This window comes from Erwinia sp. L03-1, assembly GCF_058686115.1.
Genome location: NZ_CM178762.1, coordinates 3,009,517 through 3,026,581, shown reverse-complemented (window position 1 = coordinate 3,026,581; position 17,065 = coordinate 3,009,517). Strand labels below are relative to the sequence as shown.

General features: G+C 60.4%; 6 protein-coding genes and 2 pseudogenes. 6 read left to right on the top strand and 2 right to left on the bottom strand.

Annotated elements, in window-relative coordinates:
* Positions 1-53: 53 nt before the first annotated feature.
* Positions 54-8,453, top strand: coding sequence for a two-partner secretion domain-containing protein (locus AC4PCC_RS13930; RefSeq protein ID WP_492124908.1), 8,400 nt, complete (start codon positions 54-56; stop codon positions 8,451-8,453).
* Positions 8,443-8,697, top strand: coding sequence for a hypothetical protein (locus AC4PCC_RS13925; RefSeq protein ID WP_492124907.1), 255 nt, complete (start codon positions 8,443-8,445; stop codon positions 8,695-8,697). The genes AC4PCC_RS13930 and AC4PCC_RS13925 overlap by 11 nt, the downstream gene beginning before the upstream one ends.
* 46 nt (positions 8,698-8,743) lie before the next feature.
* On the opposite strand, the pseudogene AC4PCC_RS13920 reads toward AC4PCC_RS13925, so the two are convergent.
* Positions 8,744-8,833: pseudogene (locus AC4PCC_RS13920) on the bottom strand (hypothetical protein); the annotation flags it as partial.
* Positions 8,834-9,148: 315 nt separating this feature from the next.
* Positions 9,149-10,299 (bottom strand): IS3 family transposase gene (locus tag AC4PCC_RS13915; protein WP_492124906.1). Its coding sequence is split into 2 segments (ribosomal slippage): positions 9,149-10,038 and positions 10,038-10,299, totalling 1,152 coding nucleotides; the frame shifts between segments, so codons are not numbered across the junction.
* 274 nt (positions 10,300-10,573) lie between these two features.
* Between AC4PCC_RS13915 and AC4PCC_RS13910 the strand changes: the two genes are divergently transcribed.
* From AC4PCC_RS13910 to xerC, 4 genes and pseudogenes are all read left to right on the top strand, one after another.
* Positions 10,574-12,145: a VENN motif pre-toxin domain-containing protein gene (locus AC4PCC_RS13910; protein WP_492124905.1), complete on the top strand. Its 1,572-nt coding sequence runs from the start codon at positions 10,574-10,576 to the stop codon at positions 12,143-12,145.
* Positions 12,135-12,380, top strand: a complete 246-nt coding sequence (locus tag AC4PCC_RS13905) for a hypothetical protein (RefSeq protein WP_492124904.1) — start codon at positions 12,135-12,137, stop codon at positions 12,378-12,380. Before AC4PCC_RS13910 ends, AC4PCC_RS13905 begins: the two co-directional genes overlap by 11 nt.
* 142 nt (positions 12,381-12,522) lie before the next feature.
* Positions 12,523-15,387, top strand: a pseudogene (locus tag AC4PCC_RS13900) (toprim domain-containing protein); the annotation flags it as partial.
* On the top strand, positions 15,387-16,406 hold the full coding sequence (gene xerC, locus AC4PCC_RS13895) for a site-specific tyrosine recombinase XerC (RefSeq protein ID WP_492124903.1): 1,020 nt from the start codon (positions 15,387-15,389) through the stop codon (positions 16,404-16,406). The pseudogene AC4PCC_RS13900 and the gene xerC, both read left to right, overlap by 1 nt.
* Positions 16,407-17,065: the final 659 nt, after the last annotated feature.

The following is a 17,065-nucleotide window of genomic DNA, read 5'->3' as shown; positions in this document are numbered from 1 at the left end:
CCCGACACGTACTGACCGCTTAGCACTTTAGCTCTACTGATAAGGACATCATCATGAACACGCGCTGCTTTCGCGTTATTTTCAGTCAGGCCCGCAGTATGCTTGTGGTGGTGGCCGATATCCTCCCGGCGGGCCGGGGCCGACGGAGCTGCCGTCGCAGTGTGACTCGCCCCCGGGAACTTTTTGCCCCCGCGCTCTCTACGCTGGGCTTTGCGCTACTGCTGGCGACGGGCGCGATTATGCCCGCATCGGCAGGGGTGGTTGCCGACGGCAGCGCGCCGGGTGGGCAGCGCCCGACGGTGATCAACAGCGCCAATGGCACGCCGCAGGTCAATATTCAGTCGCCCAGCGCGGCGGGCGTGTCGCGCAATCAGTACAGCCAGTTCGACGTGGATCAAAAAGGCGTCATCCTGAATAACTCGCGCACGGCGGCACAAACGGCGCTGGGCGGCAGGGTCGCGGGCAATCCGTGGCTGGCGCAAGGTGAGGCGCGGGTGATCCTCAACGAGGTTAACTCACGCGATCCGAGCCGGCTTAACGGCTATATCGAGGTGGCCGGGCAGCGCGCGCAGGTGGTGATTGCCAGCCCCGCCGGGATCAGCTGTAACGGCTGTGGCTTTATTAATGCCAGCCGGGCCACGCTCACCACCGGCCAGGCGCGGCTCAGCAACGGCCAGATCGCCGGGTACGACGTCAGCCAGGGCACGATTACCGTTCACGGTAAGGGAATGGACAGCAGCCAGCAGGACAGCACCGACCTGATCGCCCGGGCAGTGCATATCAACGCCGGGATCCAGGCCAGGGAGCTGAAGGTGACGACCGGCCGCAATCATATTGACGCCGCGCACCAGACCGTCAGCGCAATGGCCGGTGAGGGCGAGGCGAAGCCGCAGTTTGCCCTTGACGTTGCGCAGATGGGCGGCATGTACGCCGGTAAAATTCGCCTGATCGGCACCGAAGGTGGCGTTGGCGTACGCAATGCCGGGCATATCGGCACCTCGGCGGGTAGCGTGGCGATCACCGCCGACGGCCATATTGCTAACAGCGGTAGCATCAGCAGCGCGAACCGTCTGGATGTCGCCACGCAGGGCGACCTCACCAATAGCGGGACGCTCTATGCCAGGGAAAGTTCTGCCATCTCCGTCGCGGGGCGGCTGACGCACAGCGGCACCATCGCCAGCGGGCAGCAAACCCGCGTACAGGCCGCCACCATTGAGGCCAGCCGCAAAAGCGTCTTTGCCGCGGGCGTTGACGATCGCGGGCAGCCTAAACCTGGCGGCAGCCTGACTCTCAGCAGCAGCGGCGCATTACGCGCGCAGGGACAGCTGCTGGCGACGGAGCAGCTCAGCGTTCAGGGTGCCTCGGTGGATCTCAGTGACAGCCAGACGGCGGGCCGCGATATTGCCGTCACCGCTTCCTCCGGCGATATCAGCACCGCCCGCGCGGTTATCTCCGCTACCCAGACCCTCAGCCTGAATACCCGGGGGCAGCTAAACAATGATGGCGGCAGCCTGGCCGCTGACCGACTCAGCCTGACGGCGCTTCAGCTCTCTAACCAGCAGGGAAAGTTGCAGCAGCTGGGCCAGGCAGACCTGACGCTGGCGCACCAGGCGGGCATTAATAACGCCGGGGGGAGCATCGCCAGCAATGGCGCGAACCTGACGCTCAGCACCGCCAGCCTGATTAACAGCCAGGGTCAGATAACCCATGCAGGTGAGGGACAGCTCCGCGTCAGCGCGGCAGCGCTGGCGGGCAGGCAGGGCAGCCTGTTGACTAATGGCGCCCTGCTGCTGGAGGGCGGCACGCTGACGCTTGACCAGGCTACCACCCAGGCCCGGCACATCTCCGTAAACGCGGGCAGCCTCTCCGGTCGCGGCGGAGAGGTTATCCAGACCGGCAGCGGTGAGATGACCTTCAACCTGAACGGCACGCTGGATAATTCCGGTGGACTGATCCACAGCGGCGGCAGCCTCATGGTGGATACCCACGGCGGCCTGCTGCTGAACCGCGACAGCGGGGCGCAGGGCGGCATCCTCAGCGCGGGTGCCCTGTCGCTGCGCAGCGGCGCGGGCGATAATCGCAGCGGCCTGATCCTCAGCGGCGGTGATGCGCGGCTGGAGACCGGGCACTGGGACAACCGCAGCGGTACAATCCAGTCCGGCTCTTACCTGCACTGGCATACCAGCGGGCAGGCGCTGATTAACCGGGCGGGCGTTATCAGTGCGCATACCGGCCTTACACTGCAAAGTGGTGATATCAATAACCAGCAGGGCACGCTGGCCGCGGGCAGCGAACTGACGCTGAGCAGCCATGCGCTGGACAACAGCCAGCAGGGGCAGATTATAAGCAAAGGCAGCCTGCGGCTGACCACAGTCGGGCTGACTAACCAGCAGGGGCGCATTCAGTCGCTGGGCGATATGGTGCTGAGCGCAAAGGATGCGGTGATCAATAATACCCGGGGGCTTATCCACAGCGCCCAGACGCTGCTGCTTAGCGCCGCACAGGTTGTGAATCAGGATACCCGACGCAGCGATCGTACCCTCGGGCTGCAGGCCGCCAGGCTGCGGGTTACGGCAGAGCAGCTGGATAATCACCAGGGTGAAGTGCTGGCCGATGAGGATCTGACGCTGACGCTCACCGACAGGCTGAATAACAGCAGCGGGCTGATCTCCTCGGTTAAGAAAGCCTCACTCAGCGCTGCCACCCTGACCAACAGGGCGGGGGATATCGAAGCCGGACAGGGGCTGAGCCTGCGAAGTGACTGGCTCGGCGGGGAGGGGCGTCTGCTGTCGCTGGGCAATATGTCGCTCAGCCTCAGCCGGGACTTTATTAACAGCGGCTCACTGGAAGCGGCGGGGGCGCTCTCGCTTACCACGGCGGGTCAGCTCGCTAACCACGGCCTGGTGCAGGCGGGGGGCACCCTCGCGCTCCGGGCCGCTTCGCTGCTTAACAGCGCCACCGGGGAGATCGCTGCCGGACTGTTACAGGCGGAGATCGCCGCCACGCTGACTAATTATGGCCTGCTCAACGGCATCTATACGCGCCTGAACGCGCAGATTCTGAACAACGTTGCGACCGGGCGGATCTACGGTGACTGGCTGGCGATAAAAGCCGGGACGCTGAATAACCTCGCCGCGTCGGGCCATGCCGCCACGCTTGCGGCCAGGCAGCGGCTGGATCTGGGCGTTGGCACGCTGAATAACCGCGAGCACGCGCTGATCTACAGCGGCGGCAGCCTGGCCCTGGGCGGCACGCTCAGCGACGATTACCGGGCTGTCGGACAGGGCGGTACGCTCAACAATCACAGCGCCACCCTTGAGTCGGCGGGGGATATGACGCTGAATATCGCCAGCATCAATAACCACAATGACCACTTTCGTACTGAAAACGTGCTGGTCTCGCAGGAGCAGGTTTCTGAATACCAGGTGGACCGCCTGAATAATGGCGTGCGCTATAACGTCAATGACTACGATATCAGTATGTATAAGGACGAGACGTGGGTTATCTGCATCGTGGGCGTGATTTGCCATAACACCGACGGCGATAAGTTCACCCACTACGACTACACGCGCACCATCACCGAAGATCGTATCGCGCAGAGCGATCCGGGGAAAATTATTGCCGGTGGCAGTATGACCGTCGGGGCTGAGCGGCTGCTTAACGACAAAAGTCAGATTATCGCAGGCGGTACGCTGGCGATAACGGCGGGACAGATAGATAACATTGAACCGGTCGCCGCCCGCCAGATAAAAGAGGAGGGCGTGACCCGGCGCTACACCCGTAAGCAGCACCACGGCGGCGGCGATTCACCGCGGGTAGTAACCGAAGCGTGGAAACCAGCGGTAGTGATTCAGGACATTGCCCTGCGTCCTGGTAACATCAGCGGCAACACCACGGGTGAGGGCAGCGGCCTGACGCCGGATAATCAACCGGAGAGCCACCTTAGCGGCAACCCATCGGGAACCGGCGGCGTCAGCATCGCGCCAATCGCGGGGTCAGACGACCTCTCCTTCGGCAAAATTCTTGAGGTCTCCCGGGAGGGGGTGGACAGCGTAGTACGCACTACCGACCCCGATACCTGCCTGCCTGACAGCAGCCTGTTCCATATGCGACCAGAAAGCGACAGCGCCTGGCTGATTGAAACCGACCCACGCTTTATCGGCGAAAAGGCGTGGCTCAGCTCGGACTGGATGTTGCAGGCGTTCAAAACCGATCCGGCTAACGTTCATAAGCGGCTCGGCGACGGATGGTACGAGCAGCGGCTAATCCGCGAGCAGATCATCGCCCTGACCGGGCAGCGCTATCTGGTCGGTCAGCAGAACGACGAAGATCAGTATAAAGCGCTGATGAACAATGGCATCGACTTTGGCAGGAAACATAACCTGACGCCCGGCATTGCCCTGACGGCGAAGCAGATGAGTGAGCTGACCAGCGATATCGTCTGGATGGTCGCCCGGCCCATACAGCTGCCGGACGGCACGATGCAGCAGGTGCTGGTCCCGCAGGTATACAGTCTGGTCAGGCCCGGTGACATTGACGGCGGCGGGGCACTGCTGGCGGGTAAAAATGTGCAGCTGGCGCTCAGTGGCGACCTGACCAACCGTGGAACGGTCAGCGCGCAGCAAAGCATGCAGATGCTGGCGGATAACATCAACAACCTGGGCGGCACCCTCAGCGGGCAGGATGTCTGGCTACAGGCACGAACGGATATCACCAATACCGGCGGCCACGTACAGGGCGGCGACAGGCTGACGGCGATAGCGGGACGGGATATCAACATCACGACCACAACCCGCAGCAACGACAGCTTTAACGGCGATTCCGCCCGCACGGCGATCAACCAGACGGGCAGCTTTACGGTCACCAATAACGCAGGTTTACTCGACATTCAGGCCGGGCGCGACGTAAATCTTAAGGCGGCTATTGTCGCCGCCAGCGGCGACAATAGCCGTGCCACGGTGACGGCGGGGAATAATCTGAGCCTGACCACCGTTGAGACCGCCAGCCGGGACAACCTGAGCTGGGGCAGCGATGACACCCTGCGTCAGGCGCAGAGCCGGGAGGTGGGCACCCTGATCCAGGGCGGCGGCGAGGTGACCCTGCTGGCGGGGAATGATCTCAGCATGACGGCGGCAAGGGTATCAGCAAACCAGGCGCTAACCGCACAGGCGGGTAATGACCTGAGTATCCACAGCGGCACGGCTACGGAAAGCTTCGATCAGTATACCAAATCGACCAGCAGCGGGTTTCTGTCCGGTAAGACAACGGTAGATCACAACAGCTTCAGCGACCGGACGGCGGTAGCCAGCCAGCTTGACGGCCACAGCGTCACGATGCTGGCGGGGCACGATTTGCAGGTGCAGGGCAGCAGCGTGGTGGGCACGCAGGACGTGATGCTCCATGCCGGTAACAACCTCAGCCTGACCAGCGTGGACGAACAGCATGAGGTGCGACAGATCCACGAGGAGAAAAAAACCGGCTTCTCCGGTACCGGCGGCATTGGCGTCAGCTACGGTAAACAGAGCGTGAAGACCACCGACACCCTCAGCAGTCGCACCAGCGCGGCGGCGACGGCAGGCAGCGTGGACGGTAACCTGAGCCTGACGGCGGGCAACGTCCTGCTGATCGGCGGCTCTGACCTGCTGGCCGGACAGGATCTGCGGCTGAGTGCGAAGGAGGTGAACATTGAGGCGGCAGAAAACCAGCGGTCGCAGAAGCAGACCACCGAGCAGAAAAGCTCCGGGCTGACGCTGGCCCTCTCCGGCACGGCGGGCAGCGCTCTGAACACGGCGGTCACCACGGCGAAGCAGGCCAGCGAAAGCAGCGGGCGACTGGCGGCCCTGCAGGGCGTGCAGGCGGGGCTTAACGGCGTCAGTGCCGGGCAGGCCCTGCAGATGGATGCGGCGAAAGGCAGCGATCCGGCGAACGGCAACACGGTGGGGGCGAACCTCTCCTGGGGGAGCCAGTCATCGACCTCGGAGAGTCGCCTTGAGCAGACCACCCAGCGTGGCAGCAGCCTGACGGCGGGTCACAACCTGAGCATCACCGCCAGCGGCAGCGGCGTGTCCGGCGCTGACGGGGATATCCGGGTGCAGGGCAGCCAGCTTCAGGCGGGGCATGATCTGCTGCTGTCGGCGAACCGCGATGTCAACCTGCTGTCGGCCGCAGAGCAGGAAAGCACGCGCAGTAAAAACAGCAGCAAAGGTGGGTCGGTTGGCGTCGGCTTTGGTGTGGGGACCGGCGGATCGGGCTTCAGCGTCTCGGGGAGCGTTAACAGCGCGAAAGGGCATGAAAACGCCGACGCCCTGAGCCACGCAGAAAGCCAGATTAACGCGGGTAATCAGGTGACCCTTATCAGCGGGCGGGATACGACGCTGACCGGCGCGCAGGTGGCGGGGGAAACGGTGACGCTGGAGGTCGGTCGTAATCTGACGCTGACCAGCGAGCAGGATAAAAACCACTACGACGCGAAGCAGCAGAGCGCCAGCGCGAGTGGCAGTGCGGGGGCAGGCGGCGGCTCGGCCAGCGTTAACGTTTCTCAGGAGAGCATGAACAGCCGCTGGGAGTCGGTCACCGATCAGACGGGCATCTTTGCCGGCAGCGGCGGCTTTGATATTACCGTGGGCGAGCATACGCAGCTCAACGGGGCGGTTATCGGCTCGACGGCGGCGTCAGAGCGGAATAAACTGGATACCGGTACGCTGGGGTTCAGCGATATCGAAAACAGAGCAGACTACAGCGTTGAGCACCAGAGCACGGGCGTCAGCACGGGCGGTAGCGTGGACGGGCAGTTCGCCGGAAATATGGCGAACACGTTGCTGACCGGGGTGAACGGTTCAGACAGCGCCAGCTCGACCACCCACGCGGCGGTGAGTGAAGGGACGATTATTATCCGTGACCAGGCGAAGCAGCAGCAGGACGTGAGTGAGCTGAGCCGCGACGTGGAAAATGCGAATCCGGGCCTGGCTGAGATATTTGATAAGGAGAAGGAGCAGAACCGGCTCAGGGAGGCGCAGCTGATAGGTGAGATAGGGTCACAGGTCGGGGATATTGCACGGACGCAGGGGGATATCAACGGACTGAACGCGGCAAAAGAGAAGTATGGCCCGCTGAAGGAGAACGCCACGGAGAAAGAACGTGCGGCGTATCTGGACATGCTGCGCAACTCGGATGAGTACAAAGCTGAGATGCAGAAGTTCGGCACCGGCTCGGCGCTCCAGCAGGGTATCCAGGCGGCCACGGCGGCGGTGCAGGGTCTGGCGGGTGGTGACCTGGCAAAAGCATTAGCCGGAGGTTCCGCGCCGTATATCGCCGGGGTTATCGGCAGCAGCGGGCTGGACGATACCGGTAAAGTGCTGGCCCATGCGGCAGTCAACGCGGCACTGGCGGCGGCGCAGGGTAACAGTGCGCTGGTCGGTGCGGCAGGTGCGGCCACGGCGGAAATGGTCGGGATGATCGCCCTGAACGCCTACGGGAAACCGGTCAGTGAGCTGTCTGAGAGCGAGAAGCAGACGGTGAGCGCGCTGGCGACGCTGGCGGCGGGTCTGGCCGGTGGGTTAGCCGGGAACGGCACGGCAAATGTTGTTGCCGCAGCCCAGGCAGGGCAAACCACCGTGACCAATAATCTGCTTGGTGCAACCTCCTCCGATAAGCTCGACAAAGTCGTGGAGAAAATCAAACAGGGCGACAGGTCTTTAGCCGCCGCTAATGAACTGATCCAGCTGGAAAACGCCGATAAACGCAGTGATGCACTGGTCTCGAAATTTACCTCCAATCCTTCACAGATGAACAGCTCAGAACAGGCTGAACTGGCCGCTTATCTCCGCGTTTATGCTTCTGAAATGGAACGGACATATGGCACAGCCGTGGCACAGGAGCTGGTAAAAGGCCTGCTGTCGGGCCAGGATTATATAAAACGGAATCCTGACTCGGAAGCCATGTCGCAGGCACAAACTATTATGAATACCTGGGGTTATCATAAATCCAATGCCAGTATCGGCGACTCCGCGCTGATATTTGGCAGCAGCGTACTTGGCACCACAATAAAAGAAGGGATGGCGCTGAACGCGGCGATTGGTGTGGGCGTAAATACCGGAGTGCAGCTTAGCGGAAATGATCCGTTCAGCTATGTTGATGCAATTATGGCTGGCGTGACGTCTGCTGCTACTACCGGGAAAGGTCTTATCCCATCAGCCGGGATCAATATGGGCGGAGCAGCGATAGGCAGTGGGATAAAAGGAGAAGATCCGACGAATTCGGTGGCAGGTGCTGGCGCGGGTACTGTAGCTGGAGGTATTGGTGGCACCATAATAAAAGGCGTAACGTCGAAAGTTGCAGAAGAGGCTGTTTCTGATTTAACAGGCGCTATTGGTGGTAGCTATATCAGTGAGGAAACAGGAAGTTTTGTAAAAGTTCACTTAGATGAAAAGGGAAAAAATGAAAATGAAAAGTAATTTTTTCCTACTAATCAAACTGATGCTTATGTGCCTGATATTATTTTTATTTTTTAATTTTATATCAGTACTTCTTGCGTCAGTGATTATTTATTTAAAAAAAGGTTTTTTCCCATTCAGTTGGGAAAGTGTTTTTGCATCTTTCTTTAAGTCCGGTTATGTTGGCGGCCTTATTTTGGGCTTTGGAATCTGGATAAAAATTTGGTTAAAGGAAAGAAAGAACCAGAAAGTTCCACCTGAATAACTCACCAATCCCAGCCCTATCGGCTGGGATTTTACTTTATAACCCGTCAGTTACCTTCACTTCTCAGCCGCCTCTGCGGCGCGGCAACCAGTTCAATAAACGCCGCGATCTCCCGCTGTTTACGGTCGGATAGCTTCCTGCAGGCCCGCTCTCAGCTACATCACCGTCTGTAAGAACCCACCTCAGCATCGTTCCTGTCTGTCAGTCACCACAACAGGGTTGTCGGCCTGCGGCCTCCGCTGAAAGCAGTTAATGTCCGCCCGGCTGCGTCTGTCTGTGCCGGGTCGTGCCCCGCAAAAGGCGCGAGTCACTCCTTGCCGTCACCGCCAGCTTCCGCTACCCGCCCCGGTCCGTGGTGGCCATGCACAGCCGGTGTTCCCTCATCGTTCCGTGCTTCGGGCGGCTAAAGAGGAAGGTACAGTGATCTTACCCACGTAATGTGGACACGGCCCTAAGCGAGGGTCTGGTTTTCAAACTGGGCCGGGCTGAGACCGCCACAGGAACTGTGACGTCGCCACCGATTGTAATCACACTCGATATAATTAAACACCGTCGTTCGCATTATTTCCCGGCTGGTAAAGTGTTCCCCATGGATGCATTCCACCTTTAGCGAGTGGAAGAAGCTTTCCGCACAGGCATTGTCATAGCAGCAACCCTTTGCACTCATGCTGCCATGCAGATTGTGTCGCTTCAGTAACGCCTGGTAATCCGCAGAGCAGTACTGTCCGCCACGATCGGTGTGAACGATGACATTTTCCGGACGTTTTCGCTGCCAGAGTGCCATTTGCAGTGCATCGCACACCATCTGTGCCGTCATCCGTGATGACATTGACCAGCCGATAACGGCACGGGACCACAGGTCAATAACCACCGCCAGATACAGCCAGCCCTCATCCGTGCGAAGGTAGGTTATGTCTCCCGCCCACTTCTGGTTCGGGCCGCTGGCGCTGAAGTCCTGCTTCAGTAAATTCTCCGATACCGGCAGGCCGTGCTCACGGTAGCTGACCGGGCTGAACTTCCGGGAGGCTTTCGCCCGCAGCCCCTGACGACGCAGGCTGGCGGCAATGGTTTTGATATTGTACTCCGGCAGTTCTCTGGCCAGACGAGGCGCGCCATAACGCCTTTTTGCCTCAGTGAATGCCTTACGGACGGCGGCATCGCAGATAAGACGGCATTGCTGGCGCGGGCCTGGCTGATAACGGCGCAGACGCCAGGCATACCAGCCGCTGCGGGCAACCCGCAGCACCCGGCACATGGCTTTAATGCTGAACTCAGCCTGATACTTTTCGACAAAGACATACTTCATTTCAGGCGCTTCGCGAAGTATGTCGCGGCCTTTTGGAGAATGGCCAGCTCTTCCGCCTGCTCAGCCAGTTGCCGCTTAAGGCGGGCATTTTCAGCGGCCAGTTCACTTTCACGCTCTGACGCGGTCACTATCTGCTGTTGTTTGCTGCGCCAGGTATAAAGCTGTGATTCATACAGGCTGAGTTCGCGGGCTGCGGCAGCAACACCAATTTGCTCAGCAAGCTTCAGCGCTTCGTTGCGAAATTCATGCGAGTGCTGCTTACGGGGCTTTTTGCTGGTCGATGTTGGTTTTTTCATGAGTCACCTCTGGTTGAGAGTTTGCTCACTTAGTCGCGTGTCCACTATTGCTGGGTAAGATCACAGAGTCGTCTGGCGGTGAGTGGCCCGGTGATACACCGAGTCGCCTGAAGAGCGCCGTTCCGTCGCCTGCGGGCCTCGCCAGCCCGTACCCGGCAGACGGTTCACCGGGCCACAGCAGGCTGTGACCCGGCTCCCGCCGCAATGAAAACCGCTAATGACAGCGGGAATCATGCTGTTAAAATGCGCGGCAGGATAACGCAGGGAAAGCGGGATGAAACGGATAACAAAAGCCCTGGCATGGCTGTTGTGCCTGGTGATGTTCACCGGTGCGGTAGCGTGTCCGGGCGAAAAAAGCGCGTCGGGGAAAATATCCCCGGACACGGAAATGCCTCAGCAAAATCTCTTCTTAACTGACTGTCTGCACAGGGAAAATCACTGTTCTTCCACCAAAGGCTCGTCAGACCTTGTTAATGAGCTGAGCCGTGACGTGGAGAATGCGAATCCGGGGCTGGCTGAGATATTTGATAAGGAGAAGGAGCAGAACCGGCTCAGGGAGGCGCAGCTGATAGGTGAGATAGGGAGTCAGGTTGGGGATATCGCGCGGACGCAGGGGGATATCAACGGACTGAACGCGGCAAAAGAGAAGTATGGCCCGCTGAAGGAGAACGCCACGGAGAAAGAACGTGCGGCGTATCTGGACATGCTGCGCAACTCGGATGAGTACAAAGCTGAGATGCAGAAGTTCGGCACCGGCTCGGCGCTCCAGCAGGGACTCCAGGCGGCCACGGAGGTGGTGCAGGGGCTGGCGGGTGGAAATATCGGCCAGGCCATCAGCGGCGCGGCATCGCCTTATCTGGCCGAGCAGATCCACAAACTGACCGAAGGCAATCCTGAAGCGCAGGCAATGGCCCACGCGGTGGTCGGTGCGGTCACCTCGTATGCGTCAGGCAACAATGCCCTGGCAGGAGCCGCCGGAGCGGTCAGCGGCGAACTGATGGCGCAGCTGGTGATGAGTCAGCTGTATCCGGGCAAGTCAGCCAGCGAACTGACAGAAACCGAGAAACAGACCATCAGCGCGCTGGGCACGCTGGCGGCGGGTCTTGCCGGTGGTGTTGTCGGTGACAGCACGGCGGATGCGGTGGCCGGAGCACAGGCGGGCCAGAACTCGGTCAATAACAACTTATTTGGTGGTAACGAAGAGGCACAGGCAGAAAAAGCCAGGCAGCATGGCGCAGACGTACTGTCCTGTACCGATAATCCTTCCGGTGAAGCCTGCCAGCGAGGTCTGGCGGAGAATAAAGCCTATGCGGCCGCACTGGCAACGGGTGGCGTGGCATCCTTAACCGCTCCCGCCCAAGTCATGTGGGCGCTGGGTGCCGGAGTTAACGCAGGTGTTCAGTATGCTGAAGATGGCAAGGTGAATCCGGTTAACTCTGTTGTCGCTGGCTGGACTAACGTTGTCAGTATGGGGAATGGCTTCTGGGGAACTGTAGTCTGGAATGCTGCCGGAGGAGCCTTAACCAATCAGATCAATGGCTATGATCCTCTGACTGGTGCCATAACTAATGGCGCAGGATCGACGTTGGGTTATGGAGCCGGTAAATTGATCTCATCAGGGACAAATGCGGCGGGTAAATGGATCACCGGTGGCTGGGATCCCAAGTTCAATCCTGATCTGCTGAAATATACTGAAGTTAAAGGACAACTGGGGCTATCTAAGGAAATGCTGCCGAGTAAAATCCCCAGTAACGTAGGTAATATAGGTGCTTCAGTAATTTCAGAGGGTAGTGGAAAAGCAGCGGAGCAGGTGCTCAAAAAAATAGGGGATGGAAATGAAAAGTGATCTTCATCGCAGAATCTTCCAAGCCCTATTCATTTTAGCCGCCACTGTTTTGTTTATGATCGTTCTATCTGTATGTGGAAAAATTTTTTTCTCATCACTACTTTGGATGCTTGGAGATGGGTTTAACACAACCTGGCAGGATATTTTACATGGAGCAAAAATTGGACTTTATGGCGGAGTGATCGGAGGTATTGGCCTTGCATTACTTCACTTTTTTAAAGTGAAAGGCTTTTAACTTTCACTGAGAAGATCTAGGCCAAGTAGTGCCGGGATCTTCTTACCAGTCGGTTACGCTTGCCAGCCGGGGAGCTTCAACGTCATCTATACAATAGATGGTGGTCGCCCCAAAGAACAAGCCTTCATGAATGCCCCCGAAGGGTTCGGTGCTGGACTGGGTGCAACATGCCGAACGGCTCACCTATCCGCAGGCGCTGGTAAAACTGCGTGAGCTGGCCGGATCTTCCTCTGCGCGTCCTGTGTCACCCTCTTCTTCAGCCGCCGCTGTTCCCTCTCCTTATTCGCCGCCTGCTGCGCGTCAGACGCTTACCGATCTGGATGATGACGGCCAGGCGCTGCTGCATCAGGTCACCGACTGGTATCACCAGAACCTGCTGAACAGCCCGGATGCACTCGCCTGGCTGGAGAAACGCGACCTGAATCATCCTGAGCTGGTCAGCCACTTTAAGCTGGGGTTCGCCGGGGCGCACGGCGTGGCGGGGGCGCTGCCGTCGCCTTACTGCAAGGAAGGTAAAGCGTTACGGACACGCTTAAAACACCTCGGCGTGATCCGGGAAAGCAACCGTCAGGATCACTTCCGGGGCTGTCTGATGGTGCCGGTGGTCGGCTGGTCTGAAAGCTACGATCCAGCGCAGCGTGGCCGGGTGTTGCAGCTTTACGGGCGGCGCACGATGGCCGATCACATGATCATTAAAGGATCGGCAAAACACCTCTATCTGCCCTCGCCGCTGGCCGGGATCTGGAATGAAGCGGCGCTGAAAGCCGCATCAGAAGTGATCCTGTGTGAAGCGCTGATCGACGCCATGACCTTCTGGTGCGCCGGTTATCGCAACGTGATCGCGGCTTACGGTGTCAACGGCTTCACCGCGTTCCATATGGCGGCGTTGCAGTATCACGGCGTAAAGAGGGTGATGATCGCCTTTGACCGGGATGAAGCCGGAGATCGGGGCGCGGATGCGGTGGCGGCTGAGCTGGTCAGCGCCGGGATCGAGGCGTGGCGGGTACGCTTCCCGGCCGGACTGGATGCCAACGCTTACGCGGTGAAAAGTGGCAATCCTGAATCCGCGCTGGCTCTTGCGCTGGAGCAGTCAGTACGGATGGCGGCGGTGGCCGGGTCCGGCAGCCCTGCCTCCCCGCTGCAAAGCGACACCGCTGTTACAGCCGAAACTGTGACCGGCAGCAATGAAAAACCTTCCTCTTTAGCCGCCTGCCCTTCCTCACAGCCGACTCAGCAGCCCGCCGTTATCGCCTGCGAGGTGACGCCAGCCGGGGGACTGCTGCTTAAGTCCGGGCCGCGTCAGTGGCGGGTGCGCGGCTGGCAGAAAAAAACCCTGGCGGAGGTGATGAAGGTCAACGTGCAGGTGCTGGACGAGAGCACCGGCGCGTTCCACGTTGACCAGCTGGACATGTACCACGCGAAGCAGCGCCAGGCCTATATCAGCTGTGCGGCGAACGAGCTGGCCTGTGAACTGGCGGTGATAAAAGGCGAGGCTGGCCGGGTACTGCTGGCGCTGGAGCAACAGCAGGATGAGGCGCGGCGGACGGCGGACGCGGATCAGGCTTCCGGCGCGGTCAGCGTGTCGGGCGATGACGAGCTGGCCGCACTTGAATTGCTGAAATCACCCGACCTGGCAGAGCGCATCGTCAGTGACCTGGCCGCCAGTGGTGTGGTCGGCGAGTCGGCCAACCTGCTGACCGGCTATCTAGCCGCCACCTCGCGCAAGCTGGATAAGCCGTTAGCCGTGCTTATCCAGTCGTCGTCGGCGGCGGGTAAATCCTCGCTGATGGATGCGGTGCTGTCGCTGATACCGGAGGAAGAGCGTATCCAGTACAGCGCCATGACCGGGCAGAGCCTCTACTACCTCGGCGAGACCTCGCTACAGCATAAAATCCTGGCGATAGCCGAGGAAGAAGGCGTCAGGCAGGCGGCGTATGCGCTGAAGCTGTTGCAGTCGGATGGCGAGCTGAAAATCGCCTCAACCGGCAAGGACGAGTCCAGCGGCGAGCTGGTGACGCGCGAGTACAGCGTCCAGGGGCCGGGGATGCTGATGTTAACAACAACCGCGTCAGACGTGGACGAAGAGCTGCTGAACCGCTGCCTGGTGCTGACGGTCAACGAGTCGCAGGCGCAGACCGAGGCGATACATGCGGCGCAGAGGCGCAGCCAGACGCAGGCAGAGCTGCTGGCACAGTCGGAGAAGCAATATCTGACCCGTTTACACCATAACGCCCAGCGGCTGTTGCGCCCGCTGAAAGTGGTCAACCCGTATGCGGAGCAGCTCACCTTCCTGTCGGACAAGACCCGCACCCGCCGCGACCATATGAAATACCTCACGTTAATCCAGGCGGTGGCGCTGCTGCACCAGTACCAGCGCGAGGTGAAGCGTGCCGGGCATCGCGGTTCGGTCATCGAGTATATCGAGGTGACGCGGGACGACATCCGGCTTGCAAACCGGCTGGCGCATGAGGTGCTGGGCCGCACGCTGGATGAGATGCCGCCGCAGACGCGCAAACTGTTAATCCTGCTGCGGGAGATGGTTACCGGGCTGGCCGGCGTGCAGAACTGCCAGCCTTCAGAGGTGCGCTTCACGCGGCGGGACATCCGCGAACGCCTGCACTGGAGCGACAGCCAGCTCAAACACCACTGCCTGCGGCTGGCAGAGATGGAATACCTGCTGGTTCACGGCGGAAGCCGGGGCCACCTGTTGCAGTACCAGCTACTGTGGGACGGCGGTAGCGGTGAGGAAAACCACCTGTGCGGGCTGCTGAACCTGGATGAACATGAAGGCAGTGAACGCAGGTTCGGGTCTGAGGCGGGCAAGTCTGCCTTAAGTTCGGGTCAGGTTCGGGCTGAGTTCGGGCAGGAAAAAGCGGCCTCAGGCCAGGCGGCAGAAGGCTCAGAGCACGAAGCGGTTCGGGTTGAGCCGGACGCAGTAATCAGGAAGAAAAAAGCGAGGGTACAACCGCCTTCGCCTTCGTTAACCACACAGGGAGGAAATACATAATGGGACGGCGTGACAAAAAACGGATACCGGTACTGGTTGCCGGACGGGGGCCACACGACGGACTGGCGCACCGGATGGTGCAGTACCTGGAATGGATGCGTGAGCGCAACAGCACGGAACAGGGAGTGAGCGGCTATGAATACCGGCTGACGCGGTTCCTGCTGTGGTGCGAGGAACGCGGGATGGAACGACCGGAGAGCATCACGCTGCGGGTGCTGGAGCAGTATCAGCGACACCTGTATCAGATGCACAAGGCGAACGGTGAACCGCTGTCAGTAGTGACGCAGCACAGCCGTCTGAGCACGGTAAAAAGCTTCTTCAGCTGGCTGACGCGGCGTCACTGGCTGCCCTCAAACCCGGCCTCAGAGCTGGAGATGCCAAAACAGGGCGTACGGTTGCCGAAAGACGTGCTGAGCGTTGAAGAGATGGAGCAGCTGCTGGCGTGGCCGGATACCACCACCACGCAGGGACTGCGTGACCGCGCCATGCTGGAACTGCTTTACAGCAGCGGGATGCGGCGGGGAGAGCTGGCCGTCCTGACCCTGCACAGCATCAGTTATGAGCAGGGAACGGTGATGATATGCCAGGGAAAGGGACGTAAAGACCGGCTGATCCCGGCAGGGATGCGGGCATGTGGCTGGGTGAGGCGTTACGTGGAACTGGCGCGGCCACAGCTGGCAGGCGTGCCGGAGAGCCGGAGGCTGTTCCTGGCGAAAGACGGACAGGGGTACAGTCTGGACGGCCTGAGCAATCATATCGGCAAACTACTGAGTCAGTCAGGTGTGCGGGAGTCAGGCAGCTGCCATCTGCTGCGCCACAGTATGGCAACGCATATGCTGGAGAACGGCGCGGACACGCGCTGGATACAGGCAATGCTGGGCCACAGCAAACTGGAAACAACGCAGATCTACACGCGGGTGAGCATCCGTGCGCTGCGGGAGATCCACAGGGCCACGCATCCGGCGGAGCAGCGGGAGCCGGACGCAGCAGCGGAGCCGCCTTCAGCGCCGCAGGGTTAGCCGGTTCCCCGGGAGTGCGGTTGTTCCGTGCACGGCAGAGCGCGGCGTCCCTACCGCGATCTGCCTTCATCATGTGTTGTGTGCGCGGGGGTTAATGGCCGCACACGGCCCGTCCGGTGGCGTCCTCTGCGGGTTCAGCGTGGCCGCGCCGCTGCCATTCAACATAATGTGCGGGTGTTATACGCAGTCGTCCCGCAGAGCCCCTCAGCCCGGCCCGCCCTCAACGAGCGGGCCGTCTTCGTATAATACACATTATGTCGTGCGCCCCCGCGTTGTGGGCCGGCGTGGGGCCGCCATCCCTGGCGGCATCAGCAGCAGTGCAAATCCTCAGCAAACAGCAATAAGGCAGGTCGGCCCCAGGGCCTCCGCTGAAAGGCTTCATGCCCGCCCGGCTGCGTCAGGCTGCACGGGGTCGCACTGCGCTGCGCTTCGTTGCTCCTTCCCCGTTCGCCCGCTTCCGCTGCCCGCCCCGGCCCGTTGTGGTCATGCAAAACCGGTGTTCCCTCATCGTTCCGTGCTTCGGGCGGCTAAAGAGGAAGGTACAGAGTCGTCTGGCGGTGAGTGGCCCGGTGATACACCGAGTCGCCTGAAGAGCGCCGTTCCGTCGCCTGCGGGCCTCGCCGGCCCGGACCCGGCAGACGGTTCACCGGGCCACAGCA

Excerpts from the sequence above, each read along its gene's own strand:
- AC4PCC_RS13930 (WP_492124908.1), top strand. The coding sequence starts at position 54 with ATGAACACGCGCTGCTTTCGCGTTATTTTCAGTCAGGCCCGCAGTATG.
- AC4PCC_RS13925 (WP_492124907.1), top strand. The coding sequence starts at position 8,443 with ATGAAAAGTAATTTTTTCCTACTAATCAAACTGATGCTTATGTGCCTG.
- AC4PCC_RS13910 (WP_492124905.1), top strand. The coding sequence starts at position 10,574 with ATGAAACGGATAACAAAAGCCCTGGCATGGCTGTTGTGCCTGGTGATG.
- AC4PCC_RS13905 (WP_492124904.1), top strand. The coding sequence starts at position 12,135 with ATGAAAAGTGATCTTCATCGCAGAATCTTCCAAGCCCTATTCATTTTA.
- xerC (WP_492124903.1), top strand. The coding sequence starts at position 15,387 with ATGGGACGGCGTGACAAAAAACGGATACCGGTACTGGTTGCCGGACGG.